Origin of the sequence: Mesorhizobium sp. M1078 (assembly GCF_040318615.1) — a bacterium.
In the GTDB taxonomy this organism is placed as follows: Bacteria; Pseudomonadota; Alphaproteobacteria; order Rhizobiales; family Rhizobiaceae; genus Mesorhizobium.
The window spans coordinates 180,783-195,928 of sequence record NZ_JAMYMP010000009.1; the positions used below are offsets into that span (position 1 = coordinate 180,783).

Below are 15,146 nucleotides of genomic sequence, written 5' to 3' on the forward strand. Positions count from 1 at the left end.
GACAGCTGGACCGCTTGCGAAAAATAGCGATCAATCATACAAACTGTATGATAAAATCAGACAATGAGCGGCCTGTGACCGAACTCCTCAATCTCAACCGGCTCGTCTACTTCGCCACCGTGGTGGAGACCGGCTCGTTCACGGCCGCTGCCGACCGTCTCGATGTTGCCAAGGCTGTGGTCAGCCATCAGGTCGGCAAGCTCGAAGAAGAGCTTGGCGCTACGCTGTTGCGGCGCACGACCCGGCGCGTGACGGCGACCGAAGAGGGTCGTCTGTTCTATGACCGGACCGCGATCATCCTGCGCGAGGCGGAGGCAGCCTATGGCGACATTTCGCAGCGAGCGGCGCAGCCGACGGGGACGCTGCGGCTGACGGCGCCGCTCGATTATGGCGAGAAGGTCGTGGCGCCGACCATCGCCGCCTACATCAGAAAATACCCGAAAATGCGGGTCGAGACGATCTTCGACGATGCGGTCAGCAGCCTGGTCGACGAGCAGATCGATCTCGGCATCCGCGTCGGCTGGCTGGCCGATTCCAGCAATCTGGCACGGCGGCTGGGCAGCCTGCAGCAATTCGTTGTCGCCAGCCCGGAACTGGCCGAGATGCTGCCTGGGAATGCCGAGCCCAGGCAGGCGAAGTCGCTGCCCTGGGTCGGCAACGCCCAGTTGCGCGGGGTGGGCCAATGGCTGTTCTCGAGGGGCACGGAAACGGTGCTGGCCGAACTCAACCCTGTCGTCAGTTGCGACAAGACACCGGGCGTTCTGTCCTGCGTGCTGGCCGGCATCGGCCTCGGCATCTTTCCGGATTACAGTGTCGCCGACGACATTGCGCGCGGCCGGCTGGTGCGGGTGTTCGCGGACTGGACCTTGCCGTCCGGTGGCATCCATGCCGTCTTCCCGCCGGCGCGCTTCAGGCCGGCCAAGGTGCGCGCTTTCGTCGACCTCCTGGTTGCAGCCGAACGGCGGCGCGCGCGCAGTGCGGGCTGATCTCGGCACCGGCCGGCAATGCCGGCGAGGGAACCTTTGTTCGGCAAGCGCTTTTGGATATGCTGCGATTCCGAACCGTCAGAAGGGGTACTGCCGATGACCACCAAGATCTTTGCGACCTGCATGCTCGCTCTCGCTGTCGGCTGCAGCCTGTCCACAGCGGCTGTCGCCAAAGACAAGCATCGCCATCGTCAGCCAGAACCCGAACGCTACGTCCCCGCCCATCGCGACCTCATCTACGCCCTGTTCGGCGGCCCGCGCTACTATGACAAAATGCTGATCACCACGGCGGCCGGCCCGTGCTCTTACGACCGGGTCGGGCCGGACGCGAATGCGCTGAACAAGGTCAACGATCACCATTGCGGAAAGTAGATTGTCCCAAAGGCGGGGTCCTGCGTCCCAGGGTTACCGGATGACGGCCGCCGCGAACACGATAGAGACAGTCGATGACCGCTGGTGAGAAATGGTCTCCGTCCGAAAAGAAAGTCGCCCGCACTGCCTATGACGCAGCGCTGAAGGTGGCGCTCGACAAGACGTTGGCTGAACTCAAGAGCAGGGCCCACGTTGCGGCAACGCCTTCCGAAATATGGGATGTCGAAGACTTTCTGCGGCAGCAGCGACGGAAGATCGACCAGATGTTCGACTATCGCTATTCACAGCTAATACAGGTCTTCGCCAATCTCATCCGGCAAGGCTATCTCGAGGAGAATCTCCTTGTTGGCTTGTCGGAAGACAAGCGGCAAACGATCCGAAAATACGCCAGCTGGAATCGCGAAGGGTAGGGGTCCTCTTCGGGGACCTTGGCGCTGCATTCAAACTGGACCATTCACCATCTTCGCGCGCGCCGCGCAGCTCGAGTTCAGCCATGGCGTGCCTCCGTGGCATCGGCGGTCCCGCCTCTGTCCTTGTCGTCCTGCGCCATCGCCAGCGGCGCACCCGGTTCGCCTTCCAACAGGATCAGGCTGGCGGCGCCGATCAGCCCGGCGCGGTCGCCGAGTTCAGCCTGCACGATCGGCACGTCGCGATAGGCCGGCATCGCCCGCTGCTGGATGACCGCTCTGATCGACGGTGCCAGAAGGTCGAACCCGTTGGAAAGGCCGCCTCCCATGACAATCAGATCGGGCGAATAGAGATGAAGCAGGTTGGTGAAGCCGATGCCCAGCCATTGTGCTTCCGCCTCGATCAGGTCGAGAGCGTTGGCGTCGCCGGCCTTGGCAGCCTCTACGACATGCCTGGCCGAGACGTCGCCGTCATTTGACAGCCGTCGTAAGAGCGAGCCGTCGCCCGGCGCGGTCAGTCGCGTGGCGCGGCGGCCGAGCGCGGTTCCGGAGGCAACGGCCTCGAAGCAGCCGATGGCGCCGCAAAAGCAGCGGTCGCCTTCACCGGTGATGGTCATGTGGCCGATCTCGGCCGCCAGTCCGCGCCTGCCGTGATAGATGTGGCCATCGGCGACGACGCCGCCGCCAATGCCGGTCGATACGGTGACGAACACCAGCGATCCGCTGCCACGTCCGGCGCCAAAACGCCATTCGCCGAGCGCCGCCGCATTGGCGTCATTCTCCAGCCGCACCGGCAGGCCGAAATGCTGCCCCAGAATGTCGATCAGCGGCACATCATGCCAGCCGGCCAGCGTCGGCGGCGCGATCACGATGCCCGCCTTGGGGTCGAGCGGTCCCGGCGCGCCGACGCCGATGCCGGCGACGTTTGCCTGCGGGTGTTCCCTAAGCAGCGTGCCTGCCAGAGCGACGATCTGGCCGATCACCGCCTCGGATCCCGCACCGGCAAGCGTCGGCGCTGAAGCATGAGCGACGATGCGGCCATAGCTTTCGACCAGCGCACCGCGCAGCGCCGTGCCGCCGAGATCGAAGGCCAGCGCAAGCTTGGTCATCAGGCGGCGACCTCCAGCCCGTGCAGCCAGGCCATGCGCCGGGCAAGGTCGGGATCGCCGAAGGCCAGCGAGCCCAGCACCACGGTCTCCGCACCTGCGGCGCGCAGTAAGGGCACGGTCTCGTGGCGGATGCCGCCATCGGCGGCGAGCACGATGTCGGCCTCGCGGCCGGCTTTGCGCATCAGCACGCGCGCCTCGATCAGGCGCGGACACGCCTGCTCCGACAGGCTTTGGCCCTTGACGCCGATGGAAGTGCCGAGCAGCGTCACGAACGCCACTTCCGGCAGGAAGGGCGTGACGGCCGCGACCGGTGTTTCCAGCCGCAGCACCACGCCGGCCTCGGCCCCGAGTTCACGCGCCAGTCTCACGGCGCGCAGACCGGTCTCGCCGTTTTCGGCGTGCACACTGATCAGGTCGGCGCCGGCCTCGATGAACTGGCGCGTCTGTTCCTCGACGATCTCGGCTTCGACCATCAAATGGACATGGATAGGCTTTGCGGTGAGCTTGGCGATGTGCGCCACCAGGTCCGGGAAGAACAGGAAGCCAGGGGTGAAGCGGGCATCGGCGACGTCGATATGATGGACATCGGCATGGGTCTCGATGCGCTTCAAATCGCGCTCCATATTGGCGAGGTCGGCCGACCACAGCGAAAACTCGCCGATAAGCCGGTTGCGCGGCAGGGCGGCAATTGCTGCGGGGCCGGACAGGGGCTTGTTCGTCGTCATCGTCTCAGGCTCCGTAGCCGCGCATTGTCTGGCGGTTGGTTTTGACGGCGCCGGCAGGGTCGGCGGCGGCCGTTTCGGACTCTTCCTCCAGCACCAGCCAGCCGTTGAAATTGGGTGCAGCACCAGCGATCTCGATCACCTTCGCCGTGTCACAGACGCCCTTGCCGAGCATCGCCCAGGTTCCATTCGCGTCGACATCCTTCAGATGCACATAGCGGATGCGGTCGCGATAAGTGGTGAGCGTATCCGCCATGTCCTGGCCACCGCGCAAGATGTGGCCGGTGTCGGGCACCCAGCCCACCAGCGAGGCGTCGAGCAGCCCGAAGATGCGGTCGTAGTCGGCGCGGTCGAACAGCAGCGTGTTGTGATGCGAGCTTGGATGCACCGCGACCTGGACGCCGGCCTCGCGCCCGAGCTCGCCGGCTTTGTTGTAGACCTCGGCGGCGATGGCAAACTTGTGGTCGCGCGGCCCGTCGGAAACGATCGTGGCCGAGCCCATCGACACCAGCGCGCCGGGAAAGGCGGCGGCGAAGTCGATCCAGCGTTTGGCGGTATCGAGGTCGGCGCCGATCTCATCCCTGAGCGTGAAACCGCTCTTGGAGCCGAAGGCGAAGGAGACGAGCGTCAGCCCGGATGACTTCAGCGCGGCGGCGAACTCCGTTGGCTTGCCGGCATAGCGGCCGATCATCGTGTCGGTGATCTCGATGCCGGCATAGCCGCCATCGGCGATCGCCTTGAGCAGATCGTCCGGGCCGCCGGCGAAGCGGTCGCCCAGCATTTCCCAGGTAAAGGTCTGGCAGCCGACTTTCAGGTCTTTCACGGTAATCCTTTCATTCCTTGATTCCACCTCGTTGGAGGGACATCCTACTTGACTGAGCCTGCGGTCATGCCGGCGAGGAAGAATCTCTGGGCAACCAGGTAGATGACCAGGAGCGGCAGCGAGCCGAGCACGCTCATCGCCATCATCTGGTTCCATTCGAAGGCGTGTTGCCCCATCAACAACTGGATGCCGATCGGGACGGTGCGCATGGACGTCGACTTCGTCAGTGTCAGCGCAAAGAGAAATTCGTTCCAGCACAACAGGAAGGTGTAGACCGACGTCGCCACGATACCAGGCAGTGAAATCGGGACGATCACCCGCCACAGTGCGGTCCAACTGGTGCCGCCGTCGACAGCCACCGCTTCATCGAGGTCGCGCGGCAAGGTGTTCAGATATCCCGTCATCAGCAGGATCGCATAGGGCAGCGTGAACACCAGGTAAGTCAGGATCAGCGCGACATAGGTGTCGAAGATGCCATACGAGACGACCAGCCCGAAGAACGGGATCAAAAGCGTGATCGGCGGGATCGTCTGCGTGCTGATGATGAGCGTGTTGAGGCTGCCCTTGCCGCGGAAATTGAAACGGCTGAACCCATAGGCTGCCAGCAAGGCGATCAGCACCGTCAGCACGGTCACCGCTCCGGCGACGAAGTAGCTGTTGAAGAAGAAGCGCAGCTTTACCGGATCACCAAGGATGGCCGCATACGCTTCCAGCGTGAAGGCCTTCGGCAGGACGGTTGGCGGCAGGGCGAAGATTTCGGTATTCGACTTGAACGAGCTGCTCAGCATCCAGTAGATCGGGAAGGCCGCGAACAAGAGGCCTGCGGCAAGCGCGACATGGAGCGCGGCGGTGATCAGCCTGTCTTTGGGCGTGTGCATTTTCCTCATGTGACTACCGAGCCTTTTGATAGCGGATGTAGAACAGCGTCAGGCCGAGAGAGATCAGCAGGATGACCACGGCGCTCGCCGAGGCCTGCGACAGGTTGTAGCTCGAAAACGCCAGCTTGTACGTGTAGGTGCTGAGGACCTCGGTCGAGTAGATCGGACCGCCACCCGTCGTTATCCAGATCAATGGAAAGACCTGCATGGTCCAGATGAAGTCGAGCAGCGAGATGCTGATGATGATCGGCATCAGCTGCGGAATGGTGATGAAGATCAGCTTCTGGTAGGCCTTCGCGCCGTCGATATCGGCGGCCTCGTAGAAATCCTTGGGAATGCCCTGCAAGCCTGCGAGCAGGCTGACCATGAAAAGCGGGTAGCCCGCCCAGATATTGGCGAAGGTGACGGCGTGCAGCGCGGTCGCGGGCGAGGAAAACCACTCGACCTTGGAACCGATGATGCCCATCTGCATGAGAACACTGTTCACGACACCATTCGGCTCAAGCAGAAGGCGCCAGATCACCGCGATAATCACCGCGGTGAACAGCCAGGGCAGTATGTACAGCACGCGCAGGACATTGCGCAGCGTCGGATTGATGCGGTCGCTGTTCAGCATGATTGCGAAGAGCATGCCGATGGTCATATGGAAGACGACACTCATGCAGGTGAAGTAGAGCGTGTGCCACAGCGAGGCCCAGAACACCGGATCGGCAAAGATCGCCTGGTAGTGTTTCAATCCGGCAAAGGACGGGTCGCGACGCAGCACCGCGCTGTTCTGGAACGAATAGCCAATCACCGTCACCATCGGCAGCAGCATCAACAGGCCGATTATGAGGAGCGAGGGTGACAGATAGAGATAGGGTGCGACCGCTCGTTTCAGTCGATGGTGGGAGCGCTTCTGCCCGGTCATGTGCGACCCCTGGGATGTGCCTTCAAGAGGAAGGTGCGCTTCAAAAACAGGTCCATCTCAAATTGCCGATCCGTTGTTGACGGGTGGCCTGGCCGAGGCCGGGCCACCCGGTGGAAGATAGCAAACGGGCAATGGCCGCTCAGAATTTCGCCGTCCAGCCCTTTTGAGCGTTGGTTGCGGCTTGTTCCGGAGACTGCTCGCCGGCAAGCATCTTCTGAGCCTCCACGTCGAACTGGGTCATCAGGTCTTCAGCCACCGGCAGGCCCGTGAACTCGTTGGCGAGATAGCCGGTCTTGAAGATTTCGAAAGCCTTGGCGAAAGCCTTGTCCGAGGTCACGAAATCGGGCTTGGCGTTGACGTTGCCCGGGAAGGCATTTGCAAGCGACACGAGCTTGGCATTCACCTTCTCGCTCATCAGATATTGGACGAGCTTCCAGGCTTCATCCTGATGTTTCGAGGCGGCGGAGATGCCGATGCCCCAGGAGGCGTAGGGAAGGCCGCGCTTGCCGCTGTAGTCCGCCACGACCGGGACCGGGATCAGGTCGAAGTTCAGCTTGGGATTGCGTTTGCGGATGAGGTTCACATGCGCAAGCGAGTCGATCATCATTCCGACCCGATCGTTGACGAATTCCTCGACCTTCTCCTGCTCGGTCTTGGTGGCAATGCCGGGCGAGATGACGCCGGCGTCGTTCAGTGATTTGACGAAGGTGAGCATATCGACGACCGGCTTGCCCTCGAGAGCCGGCTTGCCCTCAACCATCATCGATTGGCCCGAGGCCCAGACCCACGACATCAGGTCGTTCTGGACACCGGACGGCGTTTGCAGCGACAAGGGCAGCACCCAGCCATACTGGTTCTTGTCGGCGTGGGTCATCTTCTTGGCGGCTTCGAGAAACTCCGCGCGGGTCGACGGCAGCTTGGTCACGCCTGCCTGGGCGGCGAGGTCCAGATTGACGAAGACCGGATAGACGAACGAAGCCACGGGAAACATCACCGCCTTGCCGTCCACCTTGATGATATCCGCGACCTGGGTCTTGTCGAACCCGCTCGCATCCATCATCGGGTTCATGTCGGCCAGCGCACCCTGCGCGTTCAGATTGTTCACCCAGGCGCCGTCGAGACCGACGACGTCGCTGAGCGTTCCGGTTGCGGCGCCGACCGAGATCTGGTCTCGCGTGGTCGCATAGGGACCGCTGACCAGCGTCACCTTGATGCCGGGGTTTGCAGCCTCGAAGTCGTTCATGATTGCCCTGAGCGATCCCGCCGGCAATTCGGGCTCCCACCATTGGGTGAATTCCAGCGTCGTGTCCGCCATGGCGCTGGTTGCACCAAGCAACCATGCGACCGCGGCTATTTTCAGCATCGCGGGTCGTATCCGAAACATCATTTTCTCCTCCTTCTTCAAGATCGGCCGCACAATGCGGACGATCGTCTGTTCATTCAGAAGCCTTCTTGTATCTTCCGCAGGCACCTCGCTCCCGCCCGCGGTCTTCCGCAGATCTTCAGATCGCCAGATGCGTTTCGGGATCGAAGAAATGGAACTTGGCATCATCCACGGCCAACCGGATTTCCGAGCCGGAGCGGACGGCGCTGATCGGCTCGAACCTCGCCACCGCGTTCGACGCCAGGCCGAAATCGTCCACCGCATCCGGATCGCCGGAGTCCACCCGGACCGCGTCGATGTTCATGTGGACGATCTGTTCGGAGCCGAGTTCCTCGATCGAGGTCACCCTGGCCGGTATCGTCTGATACTTGCGACCGGATTCAAGGCTGCTGTCATAAAGATCCTCCGGTCTGATCCCGAACACGACCTTGCGCCCCGCATACGACCTCAAGGCCGGCCTGCGCACGAAGGCTGCATCCTGCAGCCGGACGGCGAAGTCGCGAAAAGCGAGCTCGCCGCCCTTCAGGGTCGCCTCGAAAAGGTTCATCGAAGGAGAGCCGATGAAGCCGGCAACGAAGGCGTTAACCGGCGATTCATAGAGCCTCTTGGGTGTGTCGACCTGCTGCAGCACACCGCCTTTCAACACCGCGACTCTGTCGCCCATCGTCATCGCTTCGATCTGATCGTGGGTCACGTAAATGGTCGTGACGCCGAGCTGCTTTTGCAGGCTGGTGATTTCGGCGCGCATTTGCACACGCAGTTTCGCATCCAGATTGGAAAGCGGCTCGTCCATGAGAAAGGCGGCCGGCTCGCGCACCATGGCGCGGCCCATGGCAACCCGTTGACGCTGCCCGCCTGACAGGTTCGCGGGTTTGCTGTCCAGCAAAGACGTCAGCTGAAGAGTTTTGGCGATCTCGTCCACGCGCTTCTTGCGCTCGGCCTTCGGCTTGCCTGCCAGCCGCATCGAAAAGGCGATGTTTTCGGATACCGTCATATGCGGGTAGAGCGCGTAGCTCTGGAACACCATCGCGATGTCGCGGTCCTTGGGCGGCATGTCGACGACGTCGACCCCGCCGATCCGAAGGCTGCCGCTGGTGATGTCTTCCAACCCCGCGATCATTCGCAACGCCGTGGATTTGCCGCAGCCGGAAGGCCCGACGAGGATCAAGAACTCGCCGTCCTTGACCGACAGGTTCAACTGGTCGATTGCGCGAAAACTGTTCCCGTAGGTTTTGCAGATCTTCTCAAGAATGACTTCTGCCATATTCCTCCCTCCACAAGTATAAGCCCTGATTTTTATGATTCTCCTGGGCTTGTGTTCGCCTGCGAAATGTTTCGTCGGATCGTTTCAGGTCATGCTCCAGCATCCACATGCGCATTTTTCAGGTCGACTGCTGACGGCGCGTTCGCCGATGCCAGGAGTTGCGTGACCTGCTCCTCGGTCGGAAGCGCCTCGCGCCCGCCACGCCCCGTTATCGAAACGGCCGCCGCCGCGGCCGCGAATGCGATCCGGCCCGCGGTGTCGGCTCCGCGCGTCAACGCATGGGCATAGGCGCCATGAAAGCAGTCACCCGCGCCTGTGGAGTCGACGACCGCAACCCGGTGCGGGGGCAGGTGCCAGAGACCTGTCTCTTCACGGCCGCGATAGTACACACCCCTGCCGCCATCGGTCAGAACCACCGCGGACCGCGACGGCAACCACAAGGCATCGAGCATCTCGGCAGGCGATCGGCGCCCCGTGGCAGTCCGTGCAAAGCTAAGTGGAAGAATGAGATGGTCGCAGAGCGCGATCAGCCGCTCCGTGGCGGGGCCGCTGCTCCATTCGATATCGCCGAGGATCGCAAGGCCGAGATCGCGAGCCCGAGCCACGACATCCAGAGACCCGGTCGCATAGCTATCTACGATCAGGACGGTTGCGCGGCTGAGGATATCGTCCGGAAAGTCCGGAGCGGTGCCCAGCATCGCATCGTCGTCATACGCGATGAACCTTTCCCCGTCCGAGCCGACGGTGATCCGCGAGTGCACCGGGCGCGCGTCGGGATGGCGCGGCGCGAATGCGGTTTCAATACCGCTCGCCACGAGATCGAGCTGCACCGCGTTGTCCGCGGCACTGGCCAGCCATCCGACGAACCCGGCGGTTCCGCCGAGCCGCGCGACGGCGGCCAGCGCCGTCGCGACATTTCCCCCGAAGGCGCGGGTACTTTGCAGAACCTTACCCTTGCCCGCCGACAATGGCTGATCGACGTAGACGATGTCGTCGATCGCAATAGCGCCGAAGCCGAGGATTGAGGGGATGGTGGGCATCGTTCAGGCGCCCGCCTTCGCCAGGGCGTCTTGCGCCGAAAGGCCGTCATGGATGACGCCGCGAAAGGCAAGCGCTGCCTTCTCCGGATCGCCGTGCCCCCAGAGATTGCGGCCGACCACGGCGCCGCGCGCGCCGGCACGGATGGCGTCCGCCGTCTGCTGAAGCGCGCCGAGCAGCGTATCGGTCTTTGGACCGCCCGCGATGACAACCGGCACCGGGCAGGTCCGGACGGTCTCCCGGAACGACTCGAAATCGCCGGTGTAGCCGATTTTGATCACGTCGACGCCGGACTCGTAACCGATGCGCGCCGCATAGGCGATCTCGTCGGGCGTGAAGACGATCTTTGCCCCGTCGGTGAAATCGCGAGGGTAGATATGCGCCACCACAGGCATGCCGTAGCGGGCCGCCGCATTCACCGAATCGGTCAGCCAGCGTATGTATTTGCCCTCCGTCGCGCCGCGCACCGGAATGGCCACGGCCAACGCATCGGCCCCCGCGCGCACCGCGTCCTCGGGCGTTGCGATCAACTCGCTGATACGATCGTCCGCAGTGAAGCAGCCCGCCTGAATCACCAGGGAAGCTTTGCCCGCATATTGCGGCCACAGATGGCGCGCGGTGCCAGGCTGGATGCTGACGTAATCGGGTTTGCCCGCCATGACGCGTGCGAGCGCACCCGGCAGGTCGGCAAGGCCGCCTTTGCGCACGTCGCCATAGCCGACGAAGTGGTCGACCGCGCCGCCAAAAAGGTTCCCCGATGGATGCGAGAAGAGGCGCGCGAGGCGCACCTTGGTTCCTAGGCTCATGAGTCCAAAATTCCCTGATCGGTTGATTTAAAAAAGCTCGATCCAGTGTTTCCGAAATAAAAAGGAAAAACAATCTTTCGAAAGCTTTCGAATCTGCATATTTCTCGGTAAGGTGAGCCAAGGCCAGGGCGATTGCCTGGCGCGGGAAGGCAAGGGCAGGGCAATGTTGTCGGAGCAGAGACGCCAATCGATCCTGGGCGAGGTGCAACGCAGCGGACAGGTTCGCATCAAGGACCTGTCGGACGGGTTTGGCGTGTCGGAGGTCACGGTGCGCTCCGACCTCGAAATACTGGACCGCAAGGGACTGCTGACCAAGACCCGTGGAGGGGCGGTGACCCGGACCACCGATTCGACGACGGCCGCGTTCGCCCGGCGGATGCAAACGAACCTCGACGCAAAGAAGCGCATCGCCCGGGCGGCGCTCAACCTTTTCGAGGACAACCAGTCGGTCATCTTCGACGGTGGCTCGACCTTGATGCAGCTTGCCATGCAGTTACCGCCGCTCAGCAATGTCGTGGTCGCGGCCACGGCCATGAATATCGTGCAGCATCTTATGCATCGTCCCGGGCTCGACGTTCATATGATCGGCGGCCGGGTCTATCCCGACACGGTGAGCACGCTGATCACCGATGCCGATACGGCTCTCGGCGGCCTGGTAGCGCATCAGGTATTTGTTGGGGCGCATGCGATAGACTCGTCACTGGATGTGGTCGACGTGAACGAAGACATGGCGCGGACGAAGCGAAACCTCGTTCGCATGGCCCGGCGCGTTGTCCTGCTCGCCGATTCGAGCAAATGGGGCGTCAGCGGGACGTCCAAGGCATTTTCGCTGTCGGCCGTCGATGTGGTGATCACCGACGATGGCCTGCCCGGTCCAATACGCAGCGAGCTTGATAGGATCGGGGCCAAGGTGATCTATGCCTGAACCCATCCCGGCCTCTGATGCGCGACGGAAAGCGCGCATGACCCACGGGCTTCGCAGCGGCCGTCGGCCGTTTTTCATGCCGGTCATGTTCTCCTCCTCACGCTGGCGGCCTCCCAATCCTGCGCCAGAACTCTCACATGCTCTATAAAAATTTTACGCGCGTCAACATTTCAAGTCCTGTATAGCGGATTGCGGGGGGTCGTGGGAACTGCAACGGTTGCGCAGCATGCCCTTGGCTTGAGAGGAAAGCTGGAAATGCACGGAAAATCAGAGACAAAGCTCGGCATCGGTGTCATCGGCTGCGGCAACATCTCGATGACCTATCTGCGCAATGCAGCGCTCTTCGGTGGTGTCGAGCTACGCGCCTGCGCCGACATTTCCGCTGACATGGCTGAGCTGCGCGCCAGGGAATACGGCATCCGCGCCCTGGGCGTTGACGCGCTGCTGGCCGACCCCGATATCGACCTCGTGCTGAACCTGACAATCCCCGCGGCGCATTTCGACATTTCGTTGTCAGCGCTCTCGGCGGGCAAGCATGTCTTCACCGAAAAGCCGCTGGCAACCTCTGCCGCCGACGGCCGCCGCCTTGTCGCCGAGGCCGCGAAGCGCGGCCTGCTGATCGGCTCGGCGCCGGACACATTCCTGGGTGCAGCCGGCCGCCGCGCGCGCCGGCTGATGGATGACGGCGCGATCGGCAAGCCGGTGACCGGCACCGCTTTCATGATGGGACGGGGCATGGAGCACTGGCATCCCAATCCGCAATTCTATTATCAGCCCGGCGGCGGTCCGGTGTTCGACATGGGTCCCTATTACCTGACCGTGCTGGTCAATCTGCTCGGGCCGGTCGAGCGCGTAATGGCGATGGCGACGCGCGGCCAGGAGGAGAGGCTGATCACGGCCGACGGGCCGTTCAAGAACACGACATTCAAGGTCGGCACGCCGACCAACATAATATCGCTGCTCGAATTCCGCTCGGGCGCCACCGTCACCTTCGGCGCCTCATGGGATGTTTTCAAACACTCCAACCATCCCATTGAACTGCACGGCACCGAAGGCTCGCTCAGGCTACCCGATCCCGACACGTTCGGCGGCACGGTCTCGCTGTCGGAACGTGGCGCCGACTGGGCCGATTTCGCCAGCGAGAGCGAATTGTATGGCGCCCGCAACTGGCCCTATGTGGCGCCCGACCGCGCCAATTACCGCATGCTCGGCGTCGCCGATCTGGCGCGCGCGCTGGCCACGGGCAGAAAGCCGCGCGCCTCCGGTGAGCTGGCGCTGCATGTGCTGGAGATCATGGAGGCGATCCTGGCTTCCGGCGAAAGCCGCGGCTCGGTTGCCGTCAACGGCACGGTCGACCAGCCGCCGCTGCTTGGCGAAGACGAAGCGGCAACCCTGCTTGCCTGACGGGAGGTTCGTCCGTGACATTGCCACCGTCCCTGCCGACACTCGATCCGGAGGCCCGGCATGTGCTCGAACTCGGCAGCCAGGCCGGCGCGCCGCCGTTCGAAACGGGAACGCCTGAACAGGCGCGCCGTGCCTACAATGAGGGCTTCCCAAACCTGCAAGGCGAGCGTGAGCCGGTAGCGGCACTCAATGAGCGCATCATCTCCGGACCCTGCGGACCACTTAGGCTCAGGATCTATCTTGGGCAGGGCGCGCCTTCGGCAGGCGCTCCGGCGCTGCTCTATCTCCATGGCGGCGGCTGGGTGATCGGCAATCTCGACTCGCATGACGAGATCTGCCGCTGGTTCGCCAACGGGGCAGTCGCTGTCGTCGTTTCCGTCGACTACCGGCTGGCGCCGGAACACAAATTCCCGGCGGCAATAGAGGATTGCCGAGCGGCACTTGCTTACATGCAAAGCGCCGCGGACGAACTCGGCATCGACGCTGCCCGCATCGCGGTTGCCGGCGACAGCGCGGGCGGCAATCTCGCCACGGTGCTCGGCCTGCTCACGCGGGGGGACAAAAATCCGCCGGCAGCGCAGCTGCTGTTTTATCCCAACACCGATGCCGGGCAGACGACGGACAGCTATCGGCGCTTCGCCATAGGCTTTGGCCTGACCGCCTCGACCATGGCCTGGTTCCGCGACCATTATGTCCGCAATGCCGCCGACATCGGCGACTGGCGCATCTCACCGCTGAAGGCGGAAAGCCTCGCCGGTGCGCCGCCCGCCTTCATCGCCATCGCCGGTCACGACATCCTCGCCGACGAGGGCGAGGCCTATGCCAGGCGTCTGCAGCAGGCCGGCGTGCCGGTCGTGCTGGAACACTGGCCCGGTCAGATCCACGGCTTCGTCTCGATGGGCCGTCACGGCCCGGCAGCGAGACAGGCGGTTGCCGCCGCCATTGCCGCGTGGCGAAGCTTCGATCCTGCCTTTGGAAAGGCTCAAGCGGACTGACGCATCACCAGGGCGGCGTCGAGGCTGACCTTCGGCGCGACGTTTGCCGTATCCTCGTTGAGCAAAGCGAGCAGTGTCTCGACGCTGCGCCCCGCCATGGCGGCAAAATCCTGCGCGATGGTGGTCAGTGCGGGGCAGGTGTAGCGGCTCAGCGGATGGTCGTCATGGGCGGCGATACGCAGGTCGCAATCGGCCTTGCGGCCGATCTTCAGCCCTTTCGCGAAGGCTGCCGCCATCACGCCGAAGGCCAGGCGGTCATTCGCACACAGTATGGTCTTGCCGGGCAGACCCCCGGTCTTGGGGGGCAGACCTCTGGTCTTGCCCGGCAGGCCGCTGGCCCCGAGCATCTGTTCCATCTGCTCGTAGCCGATGCGCTCGAAATCCCATGTGTAGTCTCGGGTGTTGCCGATAACCACCGGCTCCTGGCCAAGCTGACGCATCGCGGCGACGTAACTGTTCAGGCGCTCCGGCGAATTGTGATTGACATGCGGGATGTCGAAATAGATCGGGGCGTCGCCGGAGCGGCAGAGATAGTCGACGATGGTCGAGACGCTCTGGGCATTGTTGTTGCCGACAAAGGGCGTGCCGCCTTCAAGATAGGTGTCGAAATAGACGACCGGCATTGTCTGGGTCAGCTTCTCCAGCGTGCGCCGGTCCGAACGCAAGCCGAGCGGCGCGATCAGCGCGCCCGAAACTTTCAGCGACAGGATGGTACGTGTCGCCTCCATTTCGAGCTCGGTTGAGCCATGCGAGGAGATGACGATCGGCCAGTAGCCCTCGTCGCGCAGCCTGAGCTCGATGCGGCTGACCATTTCGGAATAGAAGGGATCGGTGACCGTCGGTACGACAATGCCGATGGCGCGGGTGCGCTTGCGGTTGAGGTTGCGGGCAAACAGATTGGGCTGGTAGTCGGACGACCGCAACGCCTCTTCGATGCGCTTGCGCGTTGCCGGCTTGACGCTGGTCGGATCGTCGAAATATTTCGACAGCGTCGGCCTGGAGACGCCGCAGGAGCGGGCGAAATCCTCCATCGTCTTGTGCGTCATTGGCATTCAATCCTCGTCTGGCACGCGCCAGAACCTCGGTCATCCCTTGACGCTGCCCACGGTCCTGCAGCCGGCGC

At 63.1% G+C, this 15,146-nt stretch carries 16 protein-coding genes; 6 read left to right on the plus strand and 10 right to left on the minus strand.

What is annotated here, in order from left to right; translation table 11 throughout:
- The first annotated feature begins 74 nt into the window (after positions 1 to 74).
- From NKH38_RS15090 to frp, 3 genes are all read left to right on the plus strand, one after another.
- The gene (locus NKH38_RS15090) at positions 75 to 986 is read left to right on the plus strand and encodes a LysR family transcriptional regulator (protein WP_023732220.1); all 912 of its coding nucleotides are present in this window, start codon (positions 75 to 77) and stop codon (positions 984 to 986) included.
- A 96-nt stretch (positions 987 to 1,082) separates the two neighbouring features.
- Positions 1,083 to 1,358: a hypothetical protein gene (locus tag NKH38_RS15095; protein WP_023729215.1), complete on the plus strand. Its 276-nt coding sequence runs from the start codon at positions 1,083 to 1,085 to the stop codon at positions 1,356 to 1,358.
- Between the two features lie 74 nt (positions 1,359 to 1,432).
- A complete protein-coding gene (gene frp / locus NKH38_RS15100; protein ID WP_023704781.1) occupies positions 1,433 to 1,768 on the plus strand; it encodes a fluorescence recovery protein in 336 nt (111 codons plus the stop codon).
- Between the two features lie 77 nt (positions 1,769 to 1,845).
- Here the strand turns inward: frp and NKH38_RS15105 are convergent, their stop codons facing one another.
- The 9 genes from NKH38_RS15105 to NKH38_RS15145 all read right to left on the minus strand — a co-directional run bounded on the left by NKH38_RS15105 (position 1,846) and on the right by NKH38_RS15145 (position 10,699).
- Positions 1,846 to 2,874 (minus strand): ROK family protein, encoded by a 1,029-nt coding sequence (locus NKH38_RS15105; RefSeq protein ID WP_352535447.1) that lies wholly within the window; start codon positions 2,872 to 2,874, stop codon positions 1,846 to 1,848.
- Complete coding sequence (locus NKH38_RS15110) at positions 2,874 to 3,599, minus strand: ribulose-phosphate 3-epimerase (protein ID WP_023807540.1); 726 nt, start codon at positions 3,597 to 3,599, stop codon at positions 2,874 to 2,876. Before NKH38_RS15110 ends, NKH38_RS15105 begins: the two co-directional genes overlap by 1 nt.
- A gap of 4 nt (positions 3,600 to 3,603) precedes the next feature.
- The gene (locus NKH38_RS15115) at positions 3,604 to 4,425 is read right to left on the minus strand and encodes a sugar phosphate isomerase/epimerase family protein (protein WP_023667900.1); all 822 of its coding nucleotides are present in this window, start codon (positions 4,423 to 4,425) and stop codon (positions 3,604 to 3,606) included.
- A gap of 38 nt (positions 4,426 to 4,463) precedes the next feature.
- Entirely contained in the window at positions 4,464 to 5,306 is an 843-nt protein-coding gene (locus NKH38_RS15120; protein ID WP_031209018.1) for a carbohydrate ABC transporter permease, read from the minus strand.
- A 4-nt stretch (positions 5,307 to 5,310) separates the two neighbouring features.
- Positions 5,311 to 6,207, minus strand: coding sequence for a carbohydrate ABC transporter permease (locus NKH38_RS15125; protein ID WP_352762589.1), 897 nt, complete (start codon positions 6,205 to 6,207; stop codon positions 5,311 to 5,313).
- A gap of 139 nt (positions 6,208 to 6,346) precedes the next feature.
- The gene (locus NKH38_RS15130) at positions 6,347 to 7,594 is read right to left on the minus strand and encodes an ABC transporter substrate-binding protein (RefSeq protein ID WP_352762586.1); all 1,248 of its coding nucleotides are present in this window, start codon (positions 7,592 to 7,594) and stop codon (positions 6,347 to 6,349) included.
- 115 nt (positions 7,595 to 7,709) lie between these two features.
- A complete protein-coding gene (locus NKH38_RS15135; RefSeq protein ID WP_023686996.1) occupies positions 7,710 to 8,855 on the minus strand; it encodes an ABC transporter ATP-binding protein in 1,146 nt (381 codons plus the stop codon).
- A gap of 89 nt (positions 8,856 to 8,944) precedes the next feature.
- Complete coding sequence (locus NKH38_RS15140; RefSeq protein WP_023823535.1) at positions 8,945 to 9,895, minus strand: PfkB family carbohydrate kinase; 951 nt, start codon at positions 9,893 to 9,895, stop codon at positions 8,945 to 8,947.
- 3 nt (positions 9,896 to 9,898) lie between these two features.
- Positions 9,899 to 10,699 carry a beta/alpha barrel domain-containing protein gene (locus tag NKH38_RS15145; protein ID WP_023692211.1) on the minus strand — a complete coding sequence of 267 codons (801 nt, stop codon included), beginning with the start codon at positions 10,697 to 10,699 and terminating at the stop codon, positions 9,899 to 9,901.
- A gap of 163 nt (positions 10,700 to 10,862) precedes the next feature.
- Here NKH38_RS15145 and NKH38_RS15150 point away from each other — a divergent pair, with 163 nt between their 5' ends.
- The 3 genes from NKH38_RS15150 (at position 10,863) to NKH38_RS15160 (ending at position 14,023) form a co-directional block, all read left to right on the plus strand.
- On the plus strand, positions 10,863 to 11,624 hold the full coding sequence (locus NKH38_RS15150; protein WP_352762582.1) for a DeoR/GlpR family DNA-binding transcription regulator: 762 nt from the start codon (positions 10,863 to 10,865) through the stop codon (positions 11,622 to 11,624).
- A gap of 255 nt (positions 11,625 to 11,879) precedes the next feature.
- Positions 11,880 to 13,028: a Gfo/Idh/MocA family protein gene (locus NKH38_RS15155; protein WP_352762580.1), complete on the plus strand. Its 1,149-nt coding sequence runs from the start codon at positions 11,880 to 11,882 to the stop codon at positions 13,026 to 13,028.
- Positions 13,029 to 13,042: 14 nt separating this feature from the next.
- Positions 13,043 to 14,023 carry an alpha/beta hydrolase gene (locus NKH38_RS15160; RefSeq protein WP_352637994.1) on the plus strand — a complete coding sequence of 327 codons (981 nt, stop codon included), beginning with the start codon at positions 13,043 to 13,045 and terminating at the stop codon, positions 14,021 to 14,023.
- Here the strand turns inward: NKH38_RS15160 and NKH38_RS15165 are convergent.
- Positions 14,011 to 15,075, minus strand: coding sequence for a LacI family DNA-binding transcriptional regulator (locus NKH38_RS15165; RefSeq protein ID WP_352904354.1), 1,065 nt, complete (start codon positions 15,073 to 15,075; stop codon positions 14,011 to 14,013). The genes NKH38_RS15160 and NKH38_RS15165 overlap by 13 nt on opposite strands.
- Between the last annotated feature and the right edge of the window lie 71 nt (positions 15,076 to 15,146).

Coding starts and splice junctions, on each gene's coding strand:
- NKH38_RS15125 (WP_352762589.1), bottom strand. CDS start 6,207: ATGACCGGGCAGAAGCGCTCCCACCATCGACTGAAACGAGCGGTCGCA.
- frp (WP_023704781.1), top strand. CDS start 1,433: ATGACCGCTGGTGAGAAATGGTCTCCGTCCGAAAAGAAAGTCGCCCGC.
- NKH38_RS15120 (WP_031209018.1), bottom strand. CDS start 5,306: ATGAGGAAAATGCACACGCCCAAAGACAGGCTGATCACCGCCGCGCTC.
- NKH38_RS15155 (WP_352762580.1), top strand. CDS start 11,880: ATGCACGGAAAATCAGAGACAAAGCTCGGCATCGGTGTCATCGGCTGC.
- NKH38_RS15145 (WP_023692211.1), bottom strand. CDS start 10,699: ATGAGCCTAGGAACCAAGGTGCGCCTCGCGCGCCTCTTCTCGCATCCA.
- NKH38_RS15135 (WP_023686996.1), bottom strand. CDS start 8,855: ATGGCAGAAGTCATTCTTGAGAAGATCTGCAAAACCTACGGGAACAGT.
- NKH38_RS15140 (WP_023823535.1), bottom strand. CDS start 9,895: ATGCCCACCATCCCCTCAATCCTCGGCTTCGGCGCTATTGCGATCGAC.
- NKH38_RS15105 (WP_352535447.1), bottom strand. CDS start 2,874: ATGACCAAGCTTGCGCTGGCCTTCGATCTCGGCGGCACGGCGCTGCGC.
- NKH38_RS15165 (WP_352904354.1), bottom strand. CDS start 15,075: ATGCCAATGACGCACAAGACGATGGAGGATTTCGCCCGCTCCTGCGGC.
- NKH38_RS15095 (WP_023729215.1), top strand. CDS start 1,083: ATGACCACCAAGATCTTTGCGACCTGCATGCTCGCTCTCGCTGTCGGC.
- NKH38_RS15150 (WP_352762582.1), top strand. CDS start 10,863: ATGTTGTCGGAGCAGAGACGCCAATCGATCCTGGGCGAGGTGCAACGC.
- NKH38_RS15130 (WP_352762586.1), bottom strand. CDS start 7,594: ATGATGTTTCGGATACGACCCGCGATGCTGAAAATAGCCGCGGTCGCA.
- NKH38_RS15110 (WP_023807540.1), bottom strand. CDS start 3,599: ATGACGACGAACAAGCCCCTGTCCGGCCCCGCAGCAATTGCCGCCCTG.